17 protein-coding genes and 1 pseudogene are annotated in these 20,250 nt (G+C 54.8%); 13 read left to right on the top strand and 5 right to left on the bottom strand.

The window, feature by feature from the left end:
• Positions 1–11 precede the first annotated feature (11 nt).
• The 4 genes from V8L71_RS09810 (at position 12) to V8L71_RS09825 (ending at position 4,317) form a co-directional block, all read left to right on the top strand.
• Positions 12–932, top strand: coding sequence for a HalD/BesD family halogenase (locus V8L71_RS09810; protein ID WP_336274011.1), 921 nt, complete (start codon positions 12–14; stop codon positions 930–932).
• Between the two features lie 87 nt (positions 933–1,019).
• Positions 1,020–2,297 (top strand): M24 family metallopeptidase, encoded by a 1,278-nt coding sequence (locus V8L71_RS09815; RefSeq protein ID WP_336274012.1) that lies wholly within the window; start codon positions 1,020–1,022, stop codon positions 2,295–2,297.
• Positions 2,298–2,341: 44 nt separating this feature from the next.
• Positions 2,342–3,343, top strand: coding sequence for a 2OG-Fe(II) oxygenase family protein (locus V8L71_RS09820; RefSeq protein ID WP_336274013.1), 1,002 nt, complete (start codon positions 2,342–2,344; stop codon positions 3,341–3,343).
• A 110-nt stretch (positions 3,344–3,453) separates the two neighbouring features.
• Positions 3,454–4,317, top strand: a complete 864-nt coding sequence (locus V8L71_RS09825; RefSeq protein ID WP_101148173.1) for a glycine betaine ABC transporter substrate-binding protein — start codon at positions 3,454–3,456, stop codon at positions 4,315–4,317.
• 159 nt (positions 4,318–4,476) lie between these two features.
• Here V8L71_RS09825 and V8L71_RS09830 read toward each other — a convergent pair whose 3' ends face one another.
• From V8L71_RS09830 to V8L71_RS09840, 3 genes are all read right to left on the bottom strand, one after another.
• Positions 4,477–5,217: a TSUP family transporter gene (locus tag V8L71_RS09830; RefSeq protein WP_336274014.1), complete on the bottom strand. Its 741-nt coding sequence runs from the start codon at positions 5,215–5,217 to the stop codon at positions 4,477–4,479.
• A 10-nt stretch (positions 5,218–5,227) separates the two neighbouring features.
• Positions 5,228–5,908 (bottom strand): transglycosylase SLT domain-containing protein, encoded by a 681-nt coding sequence (locus V8L71_RS09835; protein ID WP_336274015.1) that lies wholly within the window; start codon positions 5,906–5,908, stop codon positions 5,228–5,230.
• Between the two features lie 115 nt (positions 5,909–6,023).
• Complete coding sequence (locus V8L71_RS09840; protein WP_336274016.1) at positions 6,024–7,442, bottom strand: aminotransferase-like domain-containing protein; 1,419 nt, start codon at positions 7,440–7,442, stop codon at positions 6,024–6,026.
• A 138-nt stretch (positions 7,443–7,580) separates the two neighbouring features.
• Here V8L71_RS09840 and V8L71_RS09845 point away from each other — a divergent pair, with 138 nt between their 5' ends.
• Positions 7,581–9,032: an NAD-dependent succinate-semialdehyde dehydrogenase gene (locus V8L71_RS09845; RefSeq protein ID WP_336274017.1), complete on the top strand. Its 1,452-nt coding sequence runs from the start codon at positions 7,581–7,583 to the stop codon at positions 9,030–9,032.
• An 11-nt stretch (positions 9,033–9,043) separates the two neighbouring features.
• Complete coding sequence (gabT, locus tag V8L71_RS09850) at positions 9,044–10,315, top strand: 4-aminobutyrate--2-oxoglutarate transaminase (RefSeq protein ID WP_336274031.1); 1,272 nt, start codon at positions 9,044–9,046, stop codon at positions 10,313–10,315.
• 238 nt (positions 10,316–10,553) lie between these two features.
• On the opposite strand, the gene V8L71_RS09855 is transcribed toward gabT, so the two are convergent.
• Both V8L71_RS09855 and V8L71_RS09860 read right to left on the bottom strand, forming a co-directional pair.
• Positions 10,554–11,303: a PDC sensor domain-containing protein gene (locus V8L71_RS09855; RefSeq protein WP_336274018.1), complete on the bottom strand. Its 750-nt coding sequence runs from the start codon at positions 11,301–11,303 to the stop codon at positions 10,554–10,556.
• Positions 11,304–11,420: 117 nt separating this feature from the next.
• Entirely contained in the window at positions 11,421–12,173 is a 753-nt protein-coding gene (locus tag V8L71_RS09860) for a FadR/GntR family transcriptional regulator (RefSeq protein ID WP_336274019.1), read from the bottom strand.
• Between the two features lie 255 nt (positions 12,174–12,428).
• Between V8L71_RS09860 and V8L71_RS09865 the strand changes: the two genes are divergently transcribed.
• From V8L71_RS09865 to V8L71_RS09895, 7 genes and pseudogenes are all read left to right on the top strand, one after another.
• On the top strand, positions 12,429–13,853 hold the full coding sequence (locus V8L71_RS09865; protein ID WP_336274020.1) for a gamma-aminobutyraldehyde dehydrogenase: 1,425 nt from the start codon (positions 12,429–12,431) through the stop codon (positions 13,851–13,853).
• A 232-nt stretch (positions 13,854–14,085) separates the two neighbouring features.
• Positions 14,086–14,691: a dimethylamine monooxygenase subunit DmmA family protein gene (locus V8L71_RS09870; protein ID WP_336274021.1), complete on the top strand. Its 606-nt coding sequence runs from the start codon at positions 14,086–14,088 to the stop codon at positions 14,689–14,691.
• Positions 14,688–15,656: a PDR/VanB family oxidoreductase gene (locus tag V8L71_RS09875; protein WP_336274022.1), complete on the top strand. Its 969-nt coding sequence runs from the start codon at positions 14,688–14,690 to the stop codon at positions 15,654–15,656. Before V8L71_RS09870 ends, V8L71_RS09875 begins: the two co-directional genes overlap by 4 nt.
• Positions 15,657–15,671: 15 nt before the next feature.
• Positions 15,672–16,718, top strand: coding sequence for a heme-dependent oxidative N-demethylase family protein (locus V8L71_RS09880; RefSeq protein ID WP_336274023.1), 1,047 nt, complete (start codon positions 15,672–15,674; stop codon positions 16,716–16,718).
• A 73-nt stretch (positions 16,719–16,791) separates the two neighbouring features.
• Positions 16,792–17,997, top strand: coding sequence for an MFS transporter (locus V8L71_RS09885; protein ID WP_336274024.1), 1,206 nt, complete (start codon positions 16,792–16,794; stop codon positions 17,995–17,997).
• A gap of 85 nt (positions 17,998–18,082) precedes the next feature.
• Positions 18,083–18,822, top strand: a pseudogene (locus V8L71_RS09890) (aspartate aminotransferase family protein); the annotation flags it as partial.
• A gap of 363 nt (positions 18,823–19,185) precedes the next feature.
• A complete protein-coding gene (locus V8L71_RS09895; RefSeq protein ID WP_336274025.1) occupies positions 19,186–20,010 on the top strand; it encodes an FRG domain-containing protein in 825 nt (274 codons plus the stop codon).
• Positions 20,011–20,250: the final 240 nt, after the last annotated feature.

Here is a 20,250-nt window from a genome sequence, read left to right on the forward strand (position 1 = left end):
GGTCATTTCCCATGAGGACAATCGCTACCGCACTCACCCCTGACGTTGCCCAACGCTGGCTGGCCGACGCCGAGCGCACCGATTTGAGTGCGCTGGTCGACACCCAACGTTATCCACTGCATGACTTTCAAGATGCCCGCCTGCAAGCGGAGATCGCCCGGGTGCGCGAGGATCTGAATCGCGAGGGTTGCGCCGTGCTGCGAGGCTTTCTGCGCCCAGAGGCGCTGGCGCAGGCACGCCAAGAGGGCGAGCAGATGTCGGCCAAGAGTTATTACTCCAGTCGTCGGGTCAATGCTTGGTTTACGAGTGACGATACGACGCTTGATGAGTCCGATCCGCGTCGCATCTTCATGGAGCGCACCAGCGGTTTCGTGACACGCGATTTGATCCCTGCCGATGCCGTGATTCATCAGCTTTATGTGTCACTGGTGATGAAGCGCCTAGTGGCCGAGTGCCTTGGTGAGACAGAAGTTTACGAGTACGCGGATCCGTTCGCCGGACTGGTTCAGAACGTACTCCCACCCGGTACCGAGCAGCCGTGGCACTACGATACCAATGAATACATCGTCTCGATGATGACCCAGCAGCCGGATACTGGCGGTGAGTTTCAGTACTGCCCCAACATCCGAACGCCTGCCGGCGAAAACTACCCTGCGGTTGGCATGGTGATCCGCGGTGAGGACGAGACCACCCCGCGGACGCTAGAGCTTCACCCAGGCGATTTGCAGTTATTCAAGGGGCGCTATGCACTGCATCGCGTGACGCGAGTTAACGGTCAGCGCGAGCGCCACACCGCCATTTTTGCCTATTCCCAGCAGCCGGGTGTAGTTGGTCGGCTTGAGCGGACACGTCAGCTCTATGGGCGTGTTTCCGAAGCCCATATCGAGGCGGAGCGTCGTCGCGAGGCCCGCGTCGACGGCCTGCTCGACTAGATAGAGATTTCATTAATAAATAAACGGCATGCACGCGCCATATGTGGTGCGTGTCCGCTCATTCCGATAAGACGGGCTACACCGACCATGACAAGCTTTCTTTCCAGCGTACCATCAATGTTAGACGGCACCGGCATTCTGGCGCCAACACGCGAGCCTTCCGAGTGCGAACCGACTGCGGATGAGATCCAACAGATTTTGCTCGATCGTCTGTTCAGGACAAGAGCCGAATTAAAAGAGCGCAATATCGTCGCCGCCGTGTTGTTCGACCCGACCCACGTGCGCTATGCCACCGGTGCGCGAAACATGCAGGTCTACTCCGCACGTAACCCTGCCCGCTACGCCTTTGTTCCCGCGGAAGGCCCGGTAGTGATGTTCGAGTTCTCGGGCTGCGCCCACCTTACCGAAGGGTTGCCCGGCATTGATGAGACACGTCCGGCGACGGCGATCTCCTACTATTTCTGTGATGACCAACTTCAGCAGACCACCCAGACGTGGGCCGACGAGATCGACGCATTGGTGCGCCAGTGCGGCGGGCAAAAGGGCGATAAGGTAGCCATTGAGAGCGCGACCTCCCATGCTGCCTTCGCGCTGGTCGAGCGGGGTTGGCAGATCTGCGATGCCCAGGTGCCGCTGGAGCGGGCACGAGCGATCAAGGTGCCCAACGAGATCAAGATGGTGCGCAGTTCGCTGCGGGCAGTGGAGCAGGGCGTGCGCAAGCTGGAAGCGGCGATCCGCCCCGGTGCGACGGAGAATGAGGTCTGGTCGTACCTGCACCAGCACATCATCGCTACCGACGCCGACTACGTCGAAACGCGGCTGATGAACTCTGGCCCACGCACCAACCCTTGGTTTCAGGAGTGTTCCGATCGGGCGATGCAGGCGGGGGAATTGGTCGCCCTGGATACCGATGTGGTCGGCCGTTATGGCTACTACGCTGATTTTTCGCGGACGTTTTTGTGCGGTGATGGTGAAGCGACCCACACGCAGCGTGAGCTCTATCGCATGGCCTTCGATCAGGTGCGCACCAACATGGCGTTGATCGCTCCAGGCATGACATTCAAGGAGTACGCCGAGAAGGCGTGGCAGATTCCTCAGCCCTACAAGGCGCGGCGTTACTTTGCACTGGCCCATGGTGTCGGCATGACCGGCGAATATCCCTATATCGTTCATCGCGAGGACATCGACGATAAGGGCTATGACGGCATCATGCAGCCGGGCATGACGCTTTGCGTCGAAAGCTTTATCGGCCACGAGGCTGGCGGCGAGGGGGTCAAAATGGAGGAACAGCTTTATATCCGGGATGATGGGCAGGTGGAGTTGCTGTCGGACTACCATCTTGATGAAAGACTCTTGGCAGGCTGATTAAGCCAAGTGTCTCAGTCCACCACCAGACAAAAGAGATTTCTATGACTCAGACCCTAATTCCGCATATCGATCTGACGCCGCTCCTTGTCGATGATCTAGCGCGCGCCGAGACGGTTCAGGCGATCGCCAATGCCGCATGCGACTCTGGCTTCATGACCGTGGGTATTGCGCCTGAACAACTCGGTCTCCGCGACGATATCCACGCTCGGCTGTTGCGCTTTTTCGAACTTGACGAGACGCATAAGCAACCACTAGCACGGCACAAGTTCGAACCGGCCAACACTAATGTCTATCGAGGCTATTTTCCGCCTCAGGACGAGGATCCGACCTGGAAGGAGGGTGTCGATCTCGGTCCGGACGTTGCTCACCCAGAGCGAGCGGATGCGCTAAGCGGTGACCCCTTGCGAGAGCCTACTCCCCAACCGCCGGAATCAGTACTGCCGGGGTGGGCGACCGATGCGGCCAATTATTACCGGGCAATGGAATCGCTTGGCGGTGTGATTGCCACCGCGCTGGCCGACGGGCTGGAAATACCGCGTGAGGAGTTGCTGGAACCTTTTGAACACGGCAACTCCACACTGCGCCTGATTCATTATCCCGAACGCACCGCCGGGCAGTTGGCCGTCATGCCAGCGATTGACGGTAGCGATAGTGCGCGCCGCTGGCTGGTGGGCGTGCCCCATTTTGATAACGGCTTTATCACGTTGTTGTGGCAGGACTGCGTCGGCGGACTGCAGGTGCGCACGCCCAGCGGTGACTGGGAAGAGGTGCCTCCACGTGACAATGCACTGGTGGTTAATTTTGGCCGTTTACTGGCGGACTGGTCTGGTGGGCGAATTCAGGCCACGGAGCACCGCATCGTCGGCGGGACCCGCTCGCGGCACTCGATCCCGTTTTTCTTCGAGCCGGCTGTGGGTGCCCATATTAAGGCTGCCAGCACGACAGGGGATGACAACTATATCTACGGCGATCGACTGTGGGAACGCATGCAGGAGTTTGTCGAGTTTCAGGGGCTGGAACGTAGGCCCGTTGGCGAGACCTGAGCAGGTGTTTCCATGATGTTGACACGCATTTAACTGCGCGGTATCCATGATATAGTTAAAATCCATAACATAAAATTATTAAATATATTAATAAACTAAAGGAAAACGTTATGAAAATTGCTTTTTATCCCTGCGCGGCGGCGGTGCTTTTCACTTTGTCAGCTACCGCCCAGGTACACGCTGAGGAGAAAACGTTGGTCATCGGCACCAACAACTGGGCAGAGAACATTGCCGTCGCCAACCTCTGGAAGCTGGTTCTCGACGATAAAGGTTATGACATTGAGCTTTCCGATGTCGGCAAGAGCGCACTCTACGCTGGGATGGCGAGCAACGATATTGATCTATCCCTGGAGATCTGGCTGCCCAATACCGACAAGGAGTATCTGGCACCCTACAAGGATACGCTTGAGGTTCACGATGCGTGGTATGACAAGACTGCATTGGGGCTTGTGGTGCCGAGCTATGTCGATATCGACTCTATTCCTGAATTAGTCGAACGTGCTGATGAGTTTGAATACCAGGGCAGCCCAACGATTCTGGGTATCGATTCCGGCTCGGCGATCGCTGCTTTGTCCGACGAGGCCGTCGAGGCCTATGAGCTGCCAATCAGTCAGATGAATAGTTCCGAACCAGCGATGATGTCCGCGCTCGATAGCGCCTATCAGAACGAGCAGCCGATTTTGGTGACGCTGTGGAGCCCGCACTGGGCATTTGCCAACTATGACCTCAAGTATCTGGAAGACCCTGAGAATATCTATGGCGACGGCGACACTATTTACTGGTTCTCACGCGAGGGGTTCTCCGAGGATGATCCGTGGCTCACCGCGGTACTCGATGCCTGGCATATGAGTGACGATAGCTTGAGCGAGCTGATGGCCGAGATCGAGTCCCAGGGCGACCCGGTAACCGGTGCGCAGACTTGGCTAGACGAAAACCGCGATCAGGTCGATGAATGGCTGGCTGCCGGTGAGTAGTCATCTTCGCGATGACAAGCGCTCCGGTGAGACCGGGGCGCCTGCTTTTGCACTTTCCATATTGCCACGAGACGATTGTGGCTACTGCCCACGCGGCACCCGACAGCGGGTTCATGCATCAATTTATTAAACCGTATGCTCAAATCACAATAATTAAAATTAATGGCTTAGCAAAAATATCCCCTGCAGAAAGTAGAAAACCCCAATGCCGGTCACGATCCAGCGGGTCCAGGTGCGAAAGTTGGCATCGGTGAGGCGGTGCAAAATGCGGTTCCCCGCTTGCGTACCGAGCATGGCAAACGGTGCGGCTAGCAATACGATGCCCCATTCGCCCGCGCTAAGCGCCATGGCGGCGCCTAGGTAGAAGATGATTTTAATGCTGTGGGCCACTACTTGAATCATCGCCTTGGTGGCCACCACTTGGCGGCGGTCCATGCGTGAGCGCACAAAGAAAATATCGATCAGTGGCCCGGAAACCCCGGCTGCAATGGTTAACCCGCCTGATGCAATGCCGCAGCAAAACGCATGGCTGGCGCGGTTGGCATCCAGATGAAACCAGCGCTTAGGCATCCACACCAATATGGGCATCAAACCAATCAAAATCGAGACGCTGGCGGCATTAGGACTGTAGTTGAATAGCAGCAGTAGGCCAGCGGCGCTCAACACGCCCAGCGCCATAAACGCGACGATGCGCCAGACGATATAGTGTCGCGAGAGCCAAGCGCGCGACCCATTCGCCGTGAGCTGTATCACGCCATGCACGGCCATTGCCGTACCGGCGGGGAATACCAACAGCAGAAACCACAGCAGCACCAAGCCGCCCGCCATCCCAAATACGCCGGAAAGCATCGAGGTGAAAAACACCACGCTGACCAGCGCCACACCAATCCATAGTGACATCGTTTATTCCTTAACTACGGCAAAATGGCCAGACTTGGTAAAACTTCCGGCACTGAAACTCCGCTTCACAGCTGTTGAGTTGGGCCTGGTAACGATTAGCGCGCGCCGCCACCTCACGACCTGCCCTCAAGACCTGCGGTTTGCCCCGATACGTGCCACGCTGGTAGCCGCCAGCGCCTTCGTGGTAGGCGTAATAAAGGTGCTCAGGATTACTCAGCGATATTCCCGCCTGCTGTTGGGAACGGCGGTTGTACCAGCCGATAAAATCGGTGGCGTGCTTCATATGCGTTCGGCGCGCAAATAGGCTGCCCGCTTGGTCTTCGTATTCGCCCCATACCGGGTCCTGTGCCTGGGCATAACCTTTGGCTGATGAGGGGCGTGGGCCGGGGATAAAGCCCAGGTAATATTTGCGATCCGGGCGGACATGGCTGCGAAACGAGGATTCTTGCTGAATAAACGACATCTGAGTCGCAATCGGCGTGCCCCATTTCTCCTCGGACTCCTGGGCGTAATCGAACCAAGTGGGCTGCTCGCGGAATATCTCGCAGATATTGCTTTGATCCTTGGGTGGGTTGGGGGCAAAGGTGGCGCAGCCAGAGAGGAGCAGCACAAAAGCCAGTGATGCCCAAAGGCGTAGGCGAGCGAACGCATTTGAAGAGGCAACGGTAAAACGATCAACAGGGCAGCGCATAAATGTCCTTGTGAATAAGCTCTTGTGAGTAAATCCTTGTGGATAAGTCGTTGAAAGCTTGTGGCTAAGGTGTTGAGAAGTGCTTCCTTCTTCACCTATGCGTTATCAGTAACGCCTAACGCAGCAGCGCTTCCAGACTGCGACGTAGCCGCTGTGCTTCACGCACCAGCGTTTCCCCAGACAGCATGCCGACGCCCATCACCAAGCCAACCCTCGGATCGATTGGCGCGCACACCGGGCTTAAAGGCCGCACGATTAAGTGCTCTTTCAGCAGTGATTGGGCGATTCCCACATCGTTGATGCCGGGCGCAAACTCAACGCAAAGGCTGATTGCGCTGCTGGGCGGTGAAACGCTGCGTACTTGCGGTAGCGAACGCAGTTGGTCATGCAGCACCTGCTGACGCCCTAAATAGTCGCGCTGAATGCGTCGGCACCAGGCATCCAGGTCGCCATCAAAAATGAACTGGGCCAGCACGGCTTGATCCAGCATACGCCCTTCGCGGAAAAGCTCGCTGCGCAGACGGTTCATCGGCGCCGCCAAGTGGCGTGGCACCACTAAATAACCCAGCCGCAGCCCCGGAAACATCATCTTGGAAAATGATCCTACCAGCAAGTGGCGCTCTGATTGGGGCGAAAAGAGCAGGTTAGGGTGGTCGTCGCGATTGAACTCATAATCATCCTCGACAATATAAGCGGGCGATAAGGCATCGCATAAGCGCTGCTTATCGGTGGCGCTTGTGGGCACGCTAAGAGGGTAGTGATGCGAGCCGGTTAGGTAGGCCAGCTTCACCGGGGCAGCAACAGGCGGGATTATGTGCCCCTGCTCTGGCAGCCACGGCACCGCTTCAATGTTCAAACCAGCCGCGGTAAAGACGTTGCGTGCGCCCCAGTAGCAGGGCGACTCCATGGCCACGTTGTCGCCCACATCCGCCAGCGCCATGGCACACAGCTCGATGCCGTTATGGGTGCCGTCAGTAATGATGATCTGCTCAATATCGCAATCCAGGTTACGCCAGCGGGCTAGAAAATCGCGAATGGCGCGCTTTAGCGGGCCATAGCCGCCCGTGGAGTAAGAGAGCAGTAGGGCGTTTTGCGGCACCGTTACGCTCGAGTAGAGCTGGCGCCATTTACGCATCGGGAACTGGGCTATGTCAGGAATCCCGGGGACGAAGGCGCCGCTTTGAACAGTACTCGCCCCCGGCCAACGCAACACTCGTTGTGCACGTTTTGATAGCTGCACACTTGTGGGTTTTGAGACAGCAGGGGCCGACACTTTACAGCTCCAAGTGCCACTGCCATGAGAAGTCTTAAGCAGACCCTCTTTAAGCAGCGTCGCAACGGCTAGTGACAGTGTATACCGAGCAACGCCTAACGCTGACGCTAGTTGCCGGTGAGAAGGTAGGCGAGTCTGGTTAGGCCACTCCTGGGTAACCGCTTGTCTCAAAGCTTGCTCTATTCGCACTTGCTTACTTAAGCGTTCAGGTTGCTGCGCATAGTGTTCTACGAGTTGTTGTAAAGCTGACTGGCCATCCATTCTTATCCTCAACATCACAGTGCTCAACAATGTTTCAGTAAAACAGAAAAGTGGTCTAGTTGAACGCAAAAGTGGTGCATTCGCCTGCAATCACATTACTGCTAGCGTGCACGTAGTGTTATTAATCAGGAGAAGACCATGAGCTTTATCGAACAGTGGTTACATGATGCAGTGCCTGCCTTGGTGGGCAGCGAGTGGCGCAAAGGTCAGCAGAGCTTTGCCGTCGATAACCCCGCCACCGGCGAAACCATTGCCCGCGTGGCCGAGATGGGCGCCGACGACACCCGCGACGCCGTGGCCGCCGCTTACGAAGCAGGCGCTGCGTGGCGCGCCACGCCCGTCAAACAGCGTTCAGCACTGCTGCGCCGCTGGTTTGAACTAATTAATGAACATGCCGACGACCTAGCCCGCCTGATGACCCTAGAGCAGGGCAAGCCGCTGGCAGAAGCCAAAGGCGAAGTGACCTACGGCGCATCGTTCATCGAGTTCTTTGCCGAAGAAGCCAAGCGCATGGCGGGGGAAACCCTGCCCAGCCACGGCGCGGATAAGCGCCTGCTGGTACTGCGTGAGCCGGTCGGCGTGGTCGCGGCGATTACACCCTGGAACTTCCCACTGGCGATGATCACCCGCAAGTGCGCCCCGGCCCTGGCCGCGGGTTGCACCGTAGTGATCAAACCTGCGGAAGCGACGCCACTTACCGCGCTGGCAGCGGCCTATTTAGCGCTGGAAGCGGGCCTGCCCGCAGGCACCATTAACGTGGTCACCTCTTCCAAACCCGCGGCCGTGGGTGAAGTGCTAACCACCGACCCCCGAGTGCGCAAGGTGTCGTTTACCGGCTCAACGCCAGTTGGCAAGCACCTGCTGGCCCAGTGCGCCAGCACGGTGAAGAAAACCGCCATGGAACTGGGCGGCAACGCGCCGTTTATCGTGTTTGATGACGCCGATATAGATGCCGCTGTTGATGGCGCCATCGCCTCCAAATTCCGCAACGCCGGGCAAACTTGCGTGTGCACCAACCGCTTCCTGGTGCAGGACGGTATTTACGATGCGTTCGTCGAGAAGCTCACCGAGCGTGTGAACGCCCTGAAAGTGGGCGATGGCCTGGCCGATGGCAGCATTATCGGTCCGCTGATCAACCAAGCGGCAATCGATAAAGTGCAGCGCCACGTAGACGACGCCCAAGGCAAGGGCGCACGTCTTATGTGCGGCGGCAAACTCCACGCTGCCGGTGAGCGCTTCTACACGCCCACGGTGCTGGCCGATGTCACCACCGAGATGGCCGTGGCTGATGAAGAGACCTTCGGCCCCGTGGCACCGGTGTTCCGCTTCAAGAAAGACGAAGAAGCCATCCAGATGGCCAACGATACGCCCTTTGGCTTGGCGGCCTACTTCTACGCCACGGATTATCGCCGTATCTGGCACACCATGGAGCAGTTGGAGTACGGCATGGTCGGCGTTAACGAAGGGCTGATCTCCACCGAGCTTGCGCCCTTTGGCGGCGTGAAAGAGTCCGGGCTGGGCCGCGAAGGCTCACACCACGGTCTCGATGAGTTTACTGAACTGAAATACGTCTGCGTTGGCGGCCTTTAAAGAGAACGATGATGACTAACCAAGAACTGAACGACCTGAAAATCCGCTACGTGGCCAACGGTGCCGCCACGCCGACTACTCAGTTTGCCGAGCGCGCAGAAAACGCTGAACTGTGGGACGCCGACGGCAACCGCTGGATCGATTTCGCGGGCGGCATTGGTGTGCTGAACCTGGGCCACCGCCACCCGAAAATCGTCGCGGCGGTCGAAGCGCAGCTCAAGAAAGTCATGCACACCAGCGCGGCGGTGATTTCTTACGCGCCCTACGTGCAGTTGTGCCAAAAGCTCTGCGAACTGACGCCAGTGCGCGGCCCTGAGCGCAAAGCGATGCTGGTCAACACCGGTGCCGAAGCGCTGGAGAACGCCGTAAAGATCGCCCGTGCCGCCACTGGCCGCACCGGCATCATCACCTTTGACGGTGCCTTCCATGGCCGCACCATGATGACCCTGGCGATGACCGGCAAGGTACTGCCCTACAAGAACGACTTCGGCCCGATGCCGGGCGACGTGTTCCGCGCCCCGTTCCCGAACCCGCTGCACGGCATCAGCGAAGAAGCCTCACTGAACGCCATCCGCACGCTGTTCAAAACCGATATAGCCCCTCACCGCACGGCGGCCATCGTGATTGAACCGGTACAGGGCGAAGGCGGCTTCTACATCGCCTCACCGGATTACCTGAAAGCCCTGCGCGCCCTGTGCGACGAGCACGGCATTCTACTGATCGCCGATGAAGTGCAGTCCGGCTTTGCCCGTACCGGTAAGCTGTTTGCGCTCGAACACAGCGGCATCGAAGCGGACATTCTCACCACCGCCAAGAGCCTAGCCAACGGCATGCCGCTCTCTGCCGTTGTCGGCACCGCCAAGGTAATGGACGCCTCCGGCCCCAACTCCCTAGGCGGCACCTACAGCGGCAACCCGGTCTCTTGTGCAGCGGCGCTGGCGGTGATTGAGGTGATCGAAGAGGAAAACATCCTGGCCCGCAGCGAGCAGATGGGCAAAATGCTGGCCGAACGCTTCGCCGTCTGGGAAGAGCGCTTCCCCGCCGTCGCCCACGGCCGCCAGCTCGGCGCCATGGCGGCGTTCGAACTGCTCAACCGCGACGGCAAGCCCGACCCGCAGATGACCGGAGCACTCTGCGCCAAAGCCCGCGAAAAAGGCCTGATCCTGCTTTCCTGTGGTTTCTACGGCAACAGCATCCGCATTCTGGTACCGCTGACGGTTTCCTCTGGGGTATTGGAAGAGGGCTTGAGCATTATCGAACAGTCCTTGGAAGCGCTTAGCTAATACCTTTCTAAGCATTACCTAACCCGCCCATCGTCAACAGCAAAAGCTGATGGCGATGGACGGGTTTTTAGGTTAATAAACATGGCTGATTGCTGTGGCTCTGACTCTAATATGGAATTTGCCTCCTACTTCGGTTTCGACATAGTCAAGCGGAGGAGCGGTACAAAAGTCTCAGAGAGTCAAAGAGCGAGCCACCGGACAACCACTGTTCAATCTATTGTAAGAGGTACTAAGTATGCTAAACGCTCTTGCGTAGACCAGGCAAAGTTACCAGCGACCACCCTGCCTCGGTCTCTGTCAAGGCCAGTCTATTTCCGCTCAAGGGCGTGCTGTTCAGCAGATTTGAAGTGAGGTCGCCGACCATCCAGTTAGCAGTGTTGGACGCTATGATTCGGCCATCTGAGGATACCAGCATCGCCTCATGTTCCAGGCGCATTAGGCTGCGTACCAGACGACGTTCAACACTATGTAGCGACAGATCCAGCCCAGCAACGCCGATGAAGCGACCCTGAACTAGAATTGGCATGGTGAAAGTCAGCACGTACATATTGGTGCCATACAGGTCGATGTAGGGCCCCTCCACTACACTTTTGCCAGTATTCCTTGGTCGGCAGTACCAAGGCATCTCAGTATAGTCGTAGTAATTTTCCCGGCACTGGTCGAAATTTGGGCGCAAGGGTAGAGTTTGGTCAGTATCAGCTAAGTACCACCACTCTAAATGCATTTCCCGGTCGGCTAAGCAGAACGGTTCCACAACAATACCACCGCCGCAACTGAACGTACCGGGGGCCAGCAGCTGTTGGTCGATTGCAGGACGCAGCGAGGCTAAGTCCTTAGCGGTAGGTTGACGGCCCGCGGCTTCCACGCGTTCCCAAAGTGCTTGGGTTTCCTCTACTAATTGACGAACCTGGCTGAAAGTTGTTTGTAATGTTTTTTCGAGCTGCTGGGCGCAGTTCGACACAGGATAGCTATCGCTTAGGGGAGACATGTCATTACCTCACGCAGTTCAGCTTTCTTATTATGATATGAATTAGTATGGCTCGGTTCTTCGAGTTTGTAGGCTCGTCTAACATTTATTTTGCAATAAGCGTGCCAAATCTAACGGTTAGACCTCATTAGCCTCAGCCATCAGTTCGAGACGCAAACTTAGAAGACGTTTTATACCACGGGTGACGTGGGCCTCAGCCAGAGCCCCGGCCAACACTGAATCACCAGACGTCAGTGCTTGGAGTATGCCCCGATGCTCCTGTTCAATCTCCATTATATTTCCCCCGCCTGCGGACTCCATCCAGAGCAATTCTCCAACCTCAGATTGCAGTCGCATCTCTGCATTGGTGAGACGTAGCGACTGAGCGGCGGCTGCTACCTCAATATGGAAGCGCGCATCAGCTCGGTGCCGGGCCAAACGTGAACTTGCCTGGCTAAGCGTTTCGATGTGCTGAGAGATGCGCTCATGCTGTTCGTGTGAACTGCGCTTAGCTGCGAGCCGCGCAGCGGTGCCAGAAACGGCGGTCTGCTCATCGCCAAGGTCACGCAGATCGGGGCCGCTCATTTCGCGCAGACGCTGCAATAGTAATTCTTCGGGCATTTCGACCGGCGCACAAACGAAACTGCCGCCGTTGCGACCTCGCCGAGTCTTGATCAGGCCGCGTTGCCGCAAGGTAATCAATGCTTCTCGAAGCGTAACGGTAGCGACACCCAGCTGCTGGGCCAGCTCCGATTCACTAGGGAGCTGCTGCCCTTCGGCAAATAAGCCGAGCTCAATGGCTTCAACAAGTCTTCGCGTCACCTCATCAGTCCGTCCTTCCTGGCGCAACCTGATAAACGCGGTATTGCGGGTAATATCCTGCGCGGTCATTTCCTCTTCCTATTGAAGCATTTGTAAAGCTTATCTGAGGCTTTAGACAAAAAACCTAGTTTATTATCTTTTAGGGAAGCATTGGCTATCAATCTACCCATCTCATTGCCTTTTTCCATCTCAAATTCTCATTGACAGGTCAGTTGGAAAATGTAAAAAGATTAAGATATAGTTTTAAATGTTTTAGTTTTGCGGTCACTGGTGTGCTATCAACCACCAGCTGTCCTTCTGGCAATAATAACCTAGGAATGCATCATGCAAACCCAAATGCTGATTAACGGGCAGTTAGTAGAAGGGCTGGGTAGTCCGTACGCTGTGTACAACCCTTCAGAGGGTACGGTGTTGGTGAAAATCCCTGAGGCTAGCAAAGAGCAGGTTGACGCTGCTGTAGTCGCAGCGGATCAAGCTTTTGAAAGCTGGTCGCAGACGCCACCTAAGGAGCGCGCCCGATTGCTGCTAACGTTAGCAGAACTTATAGAAGCTGAGGCGGAGAGCCTGGCGCGTTTAGAGTCGCAGAACTGCGGTAAACCTTACCAGGCAACACTTGACGACGAGATTCCAGCTGTCGCTGATGTGTTTCGCTACTTCGCTGGTGCCAGTCGTTGCATGACGGGCTCTGCTGGCGGTGAGTACCTGCCAGGGCACACCTCAATGATCCGTCGCGATCCGCTTGGAGTAGTCGCCTCTATCGCGCCTTGGAATTACCCATTAATGATGCTCGCCTGGAAGCTAGCCCCCGCCCTAGCTGCTGGTAACTGCGTAGTGCTCAAACCATCCGAACAAACCCCGCTAACTGCTTTGGAGCTGGCGCGGCTCATGGTCGACCTCTTTCCTGCCGGTGTAGTAAACATCCTTTCCGGATGCGGTCCCAGTGTAGGAGAGCCGTTAGTTAATCATCCCAAGGTGCGCATGGTCTCATTGACTGGCTCAGTCGCTACCGGGTCAAAGATCATTGCCAGTACAGCCAGCAGCGTGAAGCGCACCCACATGGAGTTGGGTGGAAAAGCCCCTGTACTGATCTTCGATGACGCTGACATAGATGAAGCCGTCGAAGGTATCCGTGCTTTCGGTTTCTACAATGCCGGCCAGGACTGCACTGCAGCTTGCCGCCTGTACGTTCAAGATGGCGTTTACGACGCTTTCGTCAGCAAGCTTGGTGAGGCAGTGGCCACTCTGCGCCATGGTCTGCAGGATGATCCCGAGACTGAATTGGGCCCCCTGATCACCTTTGATCACCTACAGCGCGTTGAAGGCTTTGTCGAACGCGCTAAAGCCTTGCCTCACATCCGTGTAGTGACAGGCGGTAAGCGAGTCGAGGGAGCAGGCTTCTTTTTCGAGCCGACTGTGCTAGCTGATGCGCGCCAGGAAGATGAAATTGTACAGCGTGAAGTGTTCGGACCCGTTGTCAGCATAACGCGCTTTAGCGATGAGGCGCAGGCCTTGGCCTACGCCAACGACTCGGACTACGGTTTAGCCTCTTCAATATGGACCAAGGATATTGGTCGTGCCAACCGTTTGGCCTCAAGGCTGCAGTATGGCTGTACTTGGGTCAACACTCACTTCATGTTAGTGAGTGAAATGCCGCACGGCGGTATGAAGCAGTCCGGCTTTGGCAAAGACATGTCGATGTACGGATTGGAAGATTACACCTGTGTACGTCATGTGATGTTTAAGCACTGATACGGTGCGTATCGCACCAATTAGGTGCAGATCTTACTCTTTGATGTTTACTTGCTTAATCAAATAAAAGACTCCGGCTTGTTAAAGGCGCATTAAAATGGCCATAAAATAAAACATATAAATTCATATGTAATATGGCACAGATTATGCTTTTTATCTTGCAGCAGTTTGAGAACCAAACTTCATTGTTGCCGCAACACTTATGCGGTAACGGCTTAAGAGGTATATCACGATGCTTATTACCGGTATCAAAAGCCGTCCGGTCTATGACCGTCTGAGCCCAATGTCCAGCGGTACGAGCCACCTGATCGCAGGTCAAGGCAGTGGTGGTGAGGCAATGCTGCGACTGTACGCAGAAATGTCGCCCACACAACGGCAACAAAGCACCCTTTTCTACTCTACGGAGACATTCTCGGGTCATAGCCATTTGCAAGCACTGCAAGAGACAGAAACTAACGGCCTTGAAGTTTTCGCCAGCAACCAAGCGTTGATGGAAGCCCTGGCGCAGAAACTGAATGAGGCTCATATGGGCACCCGACTCTACTTAAGCGGTTCGGAGAGCTTCATAGGCACTGCTATGCAAGCGGCCAATGCCGTCGACCTGACCCCCGATGAAGTTTTGCGTGAGCACAGCGGCACTCTTGTGCGAAGAGTTTGGTGCGTCCACTGCGATACCTATACCGAAAACGTGACTCATCGGGTGTTCACTTGCCCCGGCTGCCATTTCGATCTGGTGGTACGCGATCACTATTCACGAAGGCTGGCTGCTTTCCAAGGTGTTAAGGCTGACGGTGAAGTACCGGGCGAATTACCAGCTTCAGAGGAGCTTGATACATGAATAATCAAAACGGCACTATAAGTGTCCGCGTTACCCGCATTGAGTGCCTCACGCCTGAGATAAAACGCTTCACCCTTATCGACCCTGACGATAAGCATTTGCCAGCCTTTTCCGGCGGTAGCCATGTGGTCGTGGTTCTCAAGGATAGTGACAAGACTTATCGCAACGCTTACTCATTAATGAGTTCACCCTATGATTCCAGTGCCTATCAAATCGCCGTGCGTCGGGCTCCTGAAAGCCGAGGCGGCTCTCAGTGGCTGCACGACAAAGTTTGTGAAGGCGACTTGTTGGAAATCATGCACCCGGCAAACCTATTCCCTCTGGCCAAGCATGCTCGGCATCACCTATTTATTGCGGGTGGCGTTGGGATTACTCCGGTGTATTCGCAGTTGGAAGAGCTGCAACTTAAGCAGGCTTCCTTTGAACTGCATTTGGCTGTAAGAGGCCCGGAGCACTCAGCTCTTGGCCTGGAGCTGCAGGCTCGATATGGCAAGCGTGTACATCTTTACATTCAGGGGCAGGATGGGCCCATGGATATACATGACCTCCTTGCCGAGCGCCCGCTTGGTAGTCACGTCTATGTATGCGGCCCAGACGGCATGATAGAGCAAACCATTGAAAGGGCTCATGACTTGGGCTGGACTAACAGCCACATTCACTTCGAACGCTTCGTCGAGCAAGGGTCTACTGGACAACCCTTCAGCGTCACCCTCGCGCGGCAGGGGGTGACCATCGAAGTGCCTTCCGAACAATCACTGCTCGAGGCTGCAGAACAGGCCGGCTACAAATTGCCTTACCTGTGTCGTGGTGGTGCCTGTGGTTATTGCGAAGCCAATGTGCTGGAAATCGAAGGCGAACTGGATCACCGCGACGACTGGCTCAGTGAGGAAGACAAACTCAGCAAGCGTAAGTTTATGCCTTGCGTATCGCGGGCTAATTGTAGCCGTCTGGTCGTAGACCTCTAACAGGAGAAAAACAAGATGACTGTATTCAAGCCGATCGAGACCTATGCCGATCAAGCCTCTAATCATACTTTCGAGAACAGCCGCGAGGCGGTTCTGCGTCTACCCTTTCCGTATCCGGAAGATCAGTACATGTACTCGATGAATGTCGAACCTCATGTTTCTACTGGTAACGGTGCACTCCGTGCACAATTCGATATTGACGAACACTATATTTCGGAATGCCATCACCGTGCACAGACACTTGATGCCCAGCCGGGCGTCCACTATTCAGCTCTGCCCCACATGATGGAGGCTCAGTGGGATTTGCTAGAGCTATTAATGGAATCTTATTCGCGAGATTTTCCAGAGCATTTCACACTGGAGAAGAACGGTACTCAGTGGCACTGGATCAATCGCCCTCTGCAAATCGATGATACTTTCACCTTCGGAGATGCCAGCACTCTCCCAATGGAGCCTATGGAGTACATCACTCGACAGGCTCAAGGTGAGTTCATACTCCTTGAAGAGCGTGACGACACTTTGGTCATGGGAGCTGGTATGGCCACCCAGCGAGCGGATTATTCGCTGCGTTTTAATTTGGGTATGAGCTTTATGGAGTTTCACGGGCCAGTCCCTAAGCTGCATGAAATGGGCATTCTACAAAGGGCATTGAAGTTCCTGCTTCGCCTGCGCTCGGGCCACCCGGTGCGCCGCACCAACTGGTCAGTCACCGTCAATCCTCGCCTAGAAACGTCAGCTGAAACTCTACCGGATTGGGCTCCTGAGCGGACCCAGGTGACTGCGGAAAATGCTGGCAAGCTAGTAAACCTGCGTATCGAGCTGCAGCCATTGCATCGCTTGCCGCGCAGCAATGCGGTGTTGTTCCCAGTGCGTACGTACCTAGTCAGCCTTGAGGAACTGGCCGAATACGCTCCGCAATGGGCCAAGCGCATGCATCGGGTAATCCGTGATTTGGATCAGGAATTGGTTGATTACAAAGGCTTTACCCGCTATCGCGAAGCCATGGTCTCCTGGTTGTCCCAATACGACGATGGCACGCCGGTCGACGAGAGCCAGCAATAACAAAGAAGTATCAAATTCGTGCCAATTTTGGCGCGTTTTTACCCACTGACGTGCTTCATCACAGGGAACACTTATGAAAACAATGCGCAACTTTTTACCCGAGAGCTGGAGCCTAGTTTTCTCCGCCGCAGGTTCTGCCTACGGCGTCGGTTTACTTGGTCTCTGGGCCTTGCCCTTTTTAATAAGCGCTATCATGCAAGACCTACAGCTTAATGAAGCACAGGCAGGCTTGCTGATGTCGGCAGAATTTGGTTTTACCATGCTGGCCTCACTGATAATCGCCCCCTTCATGGGCCGAGCACCTCGGCGGACCTTGGCTCTAGTAGGAATCATACTGGCCATTTTCGCGAACCTAGTAAGTGCTAACATCGAGAATATCTATATTCTGACTGTAGTGCGCTGCTTTGCTGGGATGGGTGCCGGCCTTGCACTGGCGTGCGGCAACGCCGCCGTCTCGATCGCCAAGAATCCGAACCGCGTTGCAGCTCATATGAACGTGCTGTCAGTGTTGCTAATGATCGTAGTGATGCTGGGTTATGCCAAGGTCATGGCGCAGTTTGGCTTACCAGGACTGTATTACGCCATGGCCGCGACTATGACGGTTATGCTGCTAACCATCCCAATGATGGTCCAGAGAGCGCCAGTTACCGAGTACGATTCATTGACACAAAGCAATAGCAAAGGTTCTGGCAACGTTCTGCTAAGCCTACCAGCGATCTGCATGATGCTGGCCATGTTTGTCTTCCAGGCTCGCGACACCATGGGCTGGGCGTTCGTCGAGCGCATAGGCACAACGGTCGGATACAGCGGTGAAGAACTGGGCGTATTGCTATCGCTTCAAGCGTTTGTTGGTCTGCTCGGACCAATCATTGCGGCGATGGTCGGTAAGCGATTTGGTATGAGTATGCCAGTTATCTTGGCAATTCTCCTGACAGGCGCTACGAGCCTTAGCTATGTGCTTGGCGAATACTCTATGACTCTTTATACCGCTGGTGTGATGACTATCTGTCTCACCTACTTCTATGCCCTTAGTTATCTAACAGGTCTGGCGGCAGAACTCGACCGTGAGGGCCGTGTGGCCGCTGCGGCAGGCAGTTTCCTTAGCCTGGGCCTAGCCGTAGGGCCAGCTATCTCTGGTGGTCTGATCTCCCTTGGAGGATTTAGTCTGGCAGCGTGGGGTATTGGCGTGACAGTAGTATTGACTCTATTGTTAGTAATCCCGCCGCTAGCAAGCGTCAGGCGTGAGCTTGCCCCATCAGTACCAGTGTCGGCTCTATAACATTGTCCCAAAGCCAGGGTGTAGCGCAGCGATTTGTTCCTTCACCTTGGCCCGGTTCTTAAAAAGGTTCGAAGTAAACTCCAGCATCAGCGAAGAAGCCTCGCTGAACTCCATTCGCACTCTGTTCAAAACCGATATCGCCCCCAACGCACGGCGGCTATCGTGATTGAACCGGTACAAGGTGAGGGCGGTTTCTACATCGCCTCGCCGGACTACCTGAAAGCGCTGCGCGCCCTGTGCGACGAGCATGGCATTCTGCTGATCGCCGACGAAGTGCAGTCTGGCTTTGCCCGTACCGGCAAGCTGTTTGCCCTGGAACACAGCGGCATCGAAGCGGACATTCTCACCACCGCCAAGAGCCTGGCCAACGGCATGCCGCTATCTGCCGTGGTAGGTAGCGCCAAGGTAATGGACGCCTCCGGCCCCAACTCTCTAGGCGGCACCTATAGCGGCAACCCGCTTTCCTGTGCGGCAGCGCTGGCGGTGATCGAAGCCATCGAAGAAGAGAATATCCTGGCCCGCAGCGAGCAGATGGGCAACATGCTGGCCGAACGCTTCGCCGTCTGGGAAGAACGCTTCCCTGCGGTAGCTCACGGCCGCCAGCTAGGCGCCATGGCAGCGTTTGAACTGCTTGATAGCGACGGCAAGCCGGACGCGCAAATGACCGGCGCGCTCTGCGCCAAGGCCCGCGAGCAAGGCCTGATCCTTCTTTCCTGCGGCTTCTACGGCAACAGCATCCGCATTCTGGTGCCGCTGACGGTGTCGTCTGCGGTTTTGGAGGAAGGTTTGAGCATTATTGAGGAGTCGCTGGAAGCGCTTAGCTAATACCTTTCTAAGCATCACCTAACCCGCCATCGTCAAACAGCGAAAGCTGCTGGCGATTGGCGGGTTTTTTTATGGTCGTTGAAAGCCCAAAGCTTAGATAGTCAGCCGCCCTAAGAACCCTGTGCTAAGCTGGATTTGGTAGGGTGGATGAGAGAAATAGCAAGACAGGTAACCTCCCAGTGTGGAGGTGTGCACAAGCATCAGAGGGGTAAGTATTGGTTATGTCACTTATTAAAAATTAATACATATAAGAGTGAGGGATTTGTGGGAAAGTGGCGGGCTGTATTTTTGGACAATTATGTCGGCGTGTTCATCCAGTTATAGGACGCGCTGTCTAATACCTGTTAAATGAACGGAGTAGTAATGAGTAATTTACATGAAAGGTCTAATGTCCGAAATGGAATAGTTGAAATAGATCTTAATTCATGGTTGGAGTTTGTAGAGTTTTGTGATTGCTATTGGTCTCAGAATTTTGGTCTTTATTTTAGGGGGCAACGAGATTCAAGCTGGGGTCTGAACACGACATTAGATCGTTTCTCCCAAACGCTTGATAGTCGATGTAGTGGTACATATGAAACGTTGCTAGGTGACTTTACAAGATCTCTACGAGGAAGGTCTAATGTAGTAAAAAAAATAGAGAGCAATGAAGACGAGATTTGGGCTATTGGACAACATAATGGATTGGCAACGCCACTTTTAGACTGGACTACTGCGAGCTACATTGCTTTGTTCTTTGCATTTGAAGAGGATGCTCCTTCTTCTACTGGTAAGCGTACGGTTTGGGCAGTACATAAATACATAGCTGAAGAAATGGAAGTGTTTAATCAAAACAAAACCGCTCAAGAAGAATTTAAATTTGTGAACTTAATCACTGACCATAATCCAAGATTGCTGTCTCAATCGGGTGTCTTTACCAAGCAACCGATAGGACTTAACTTCGAAAGCTGGATAGAGGAAAGATGGGAAGGAATCACTGATAAGCCAGTTATGTTTAAAATCCACTTGCCTGATGTAGAAAGAGTTCGAGTTTTAACAAACTTACGACAAATGAATGTTCATCATGCCTCAATATATCCAGATTTAATCGGCGCGGCAAAGTATGCTCAGCATGAGTTGAGTTTACTTAATGAGAAAGTGAAGTGCATGGATACCTTTTCACTCATGAATCATGCGAATTACTCAAAGTAATTCATTTGAAAATTTGCTCGAGATTGGCAGCTAACCTTTGGCACTTTTGGTTTGGTTGGTTTCAAAGTTTACGTGGCTTTGCTTAGTTATAGTTGTGGGTTAGCTGCACTTTAGCAAGGCGTTGAGCCTGTAGAAAAACTCCGCTGACGACTAAGTTTTGGTAGGATCGAGGAAACGGACGAGGAGTGGTCAGCATGCCGCGCTTCAAGGCTTATAACTACGATCAGAACGCCATGGTGG

The sequence above is a fragment of the Vreelandella indica genome (assembly GCF_037070225.1).
GTDB lineage: Bacteria > Pseudomonadota > Gammaproteobacteria > Pseudomonadales > Halomonadaceae > Vreelandella > Vreelandella arctica.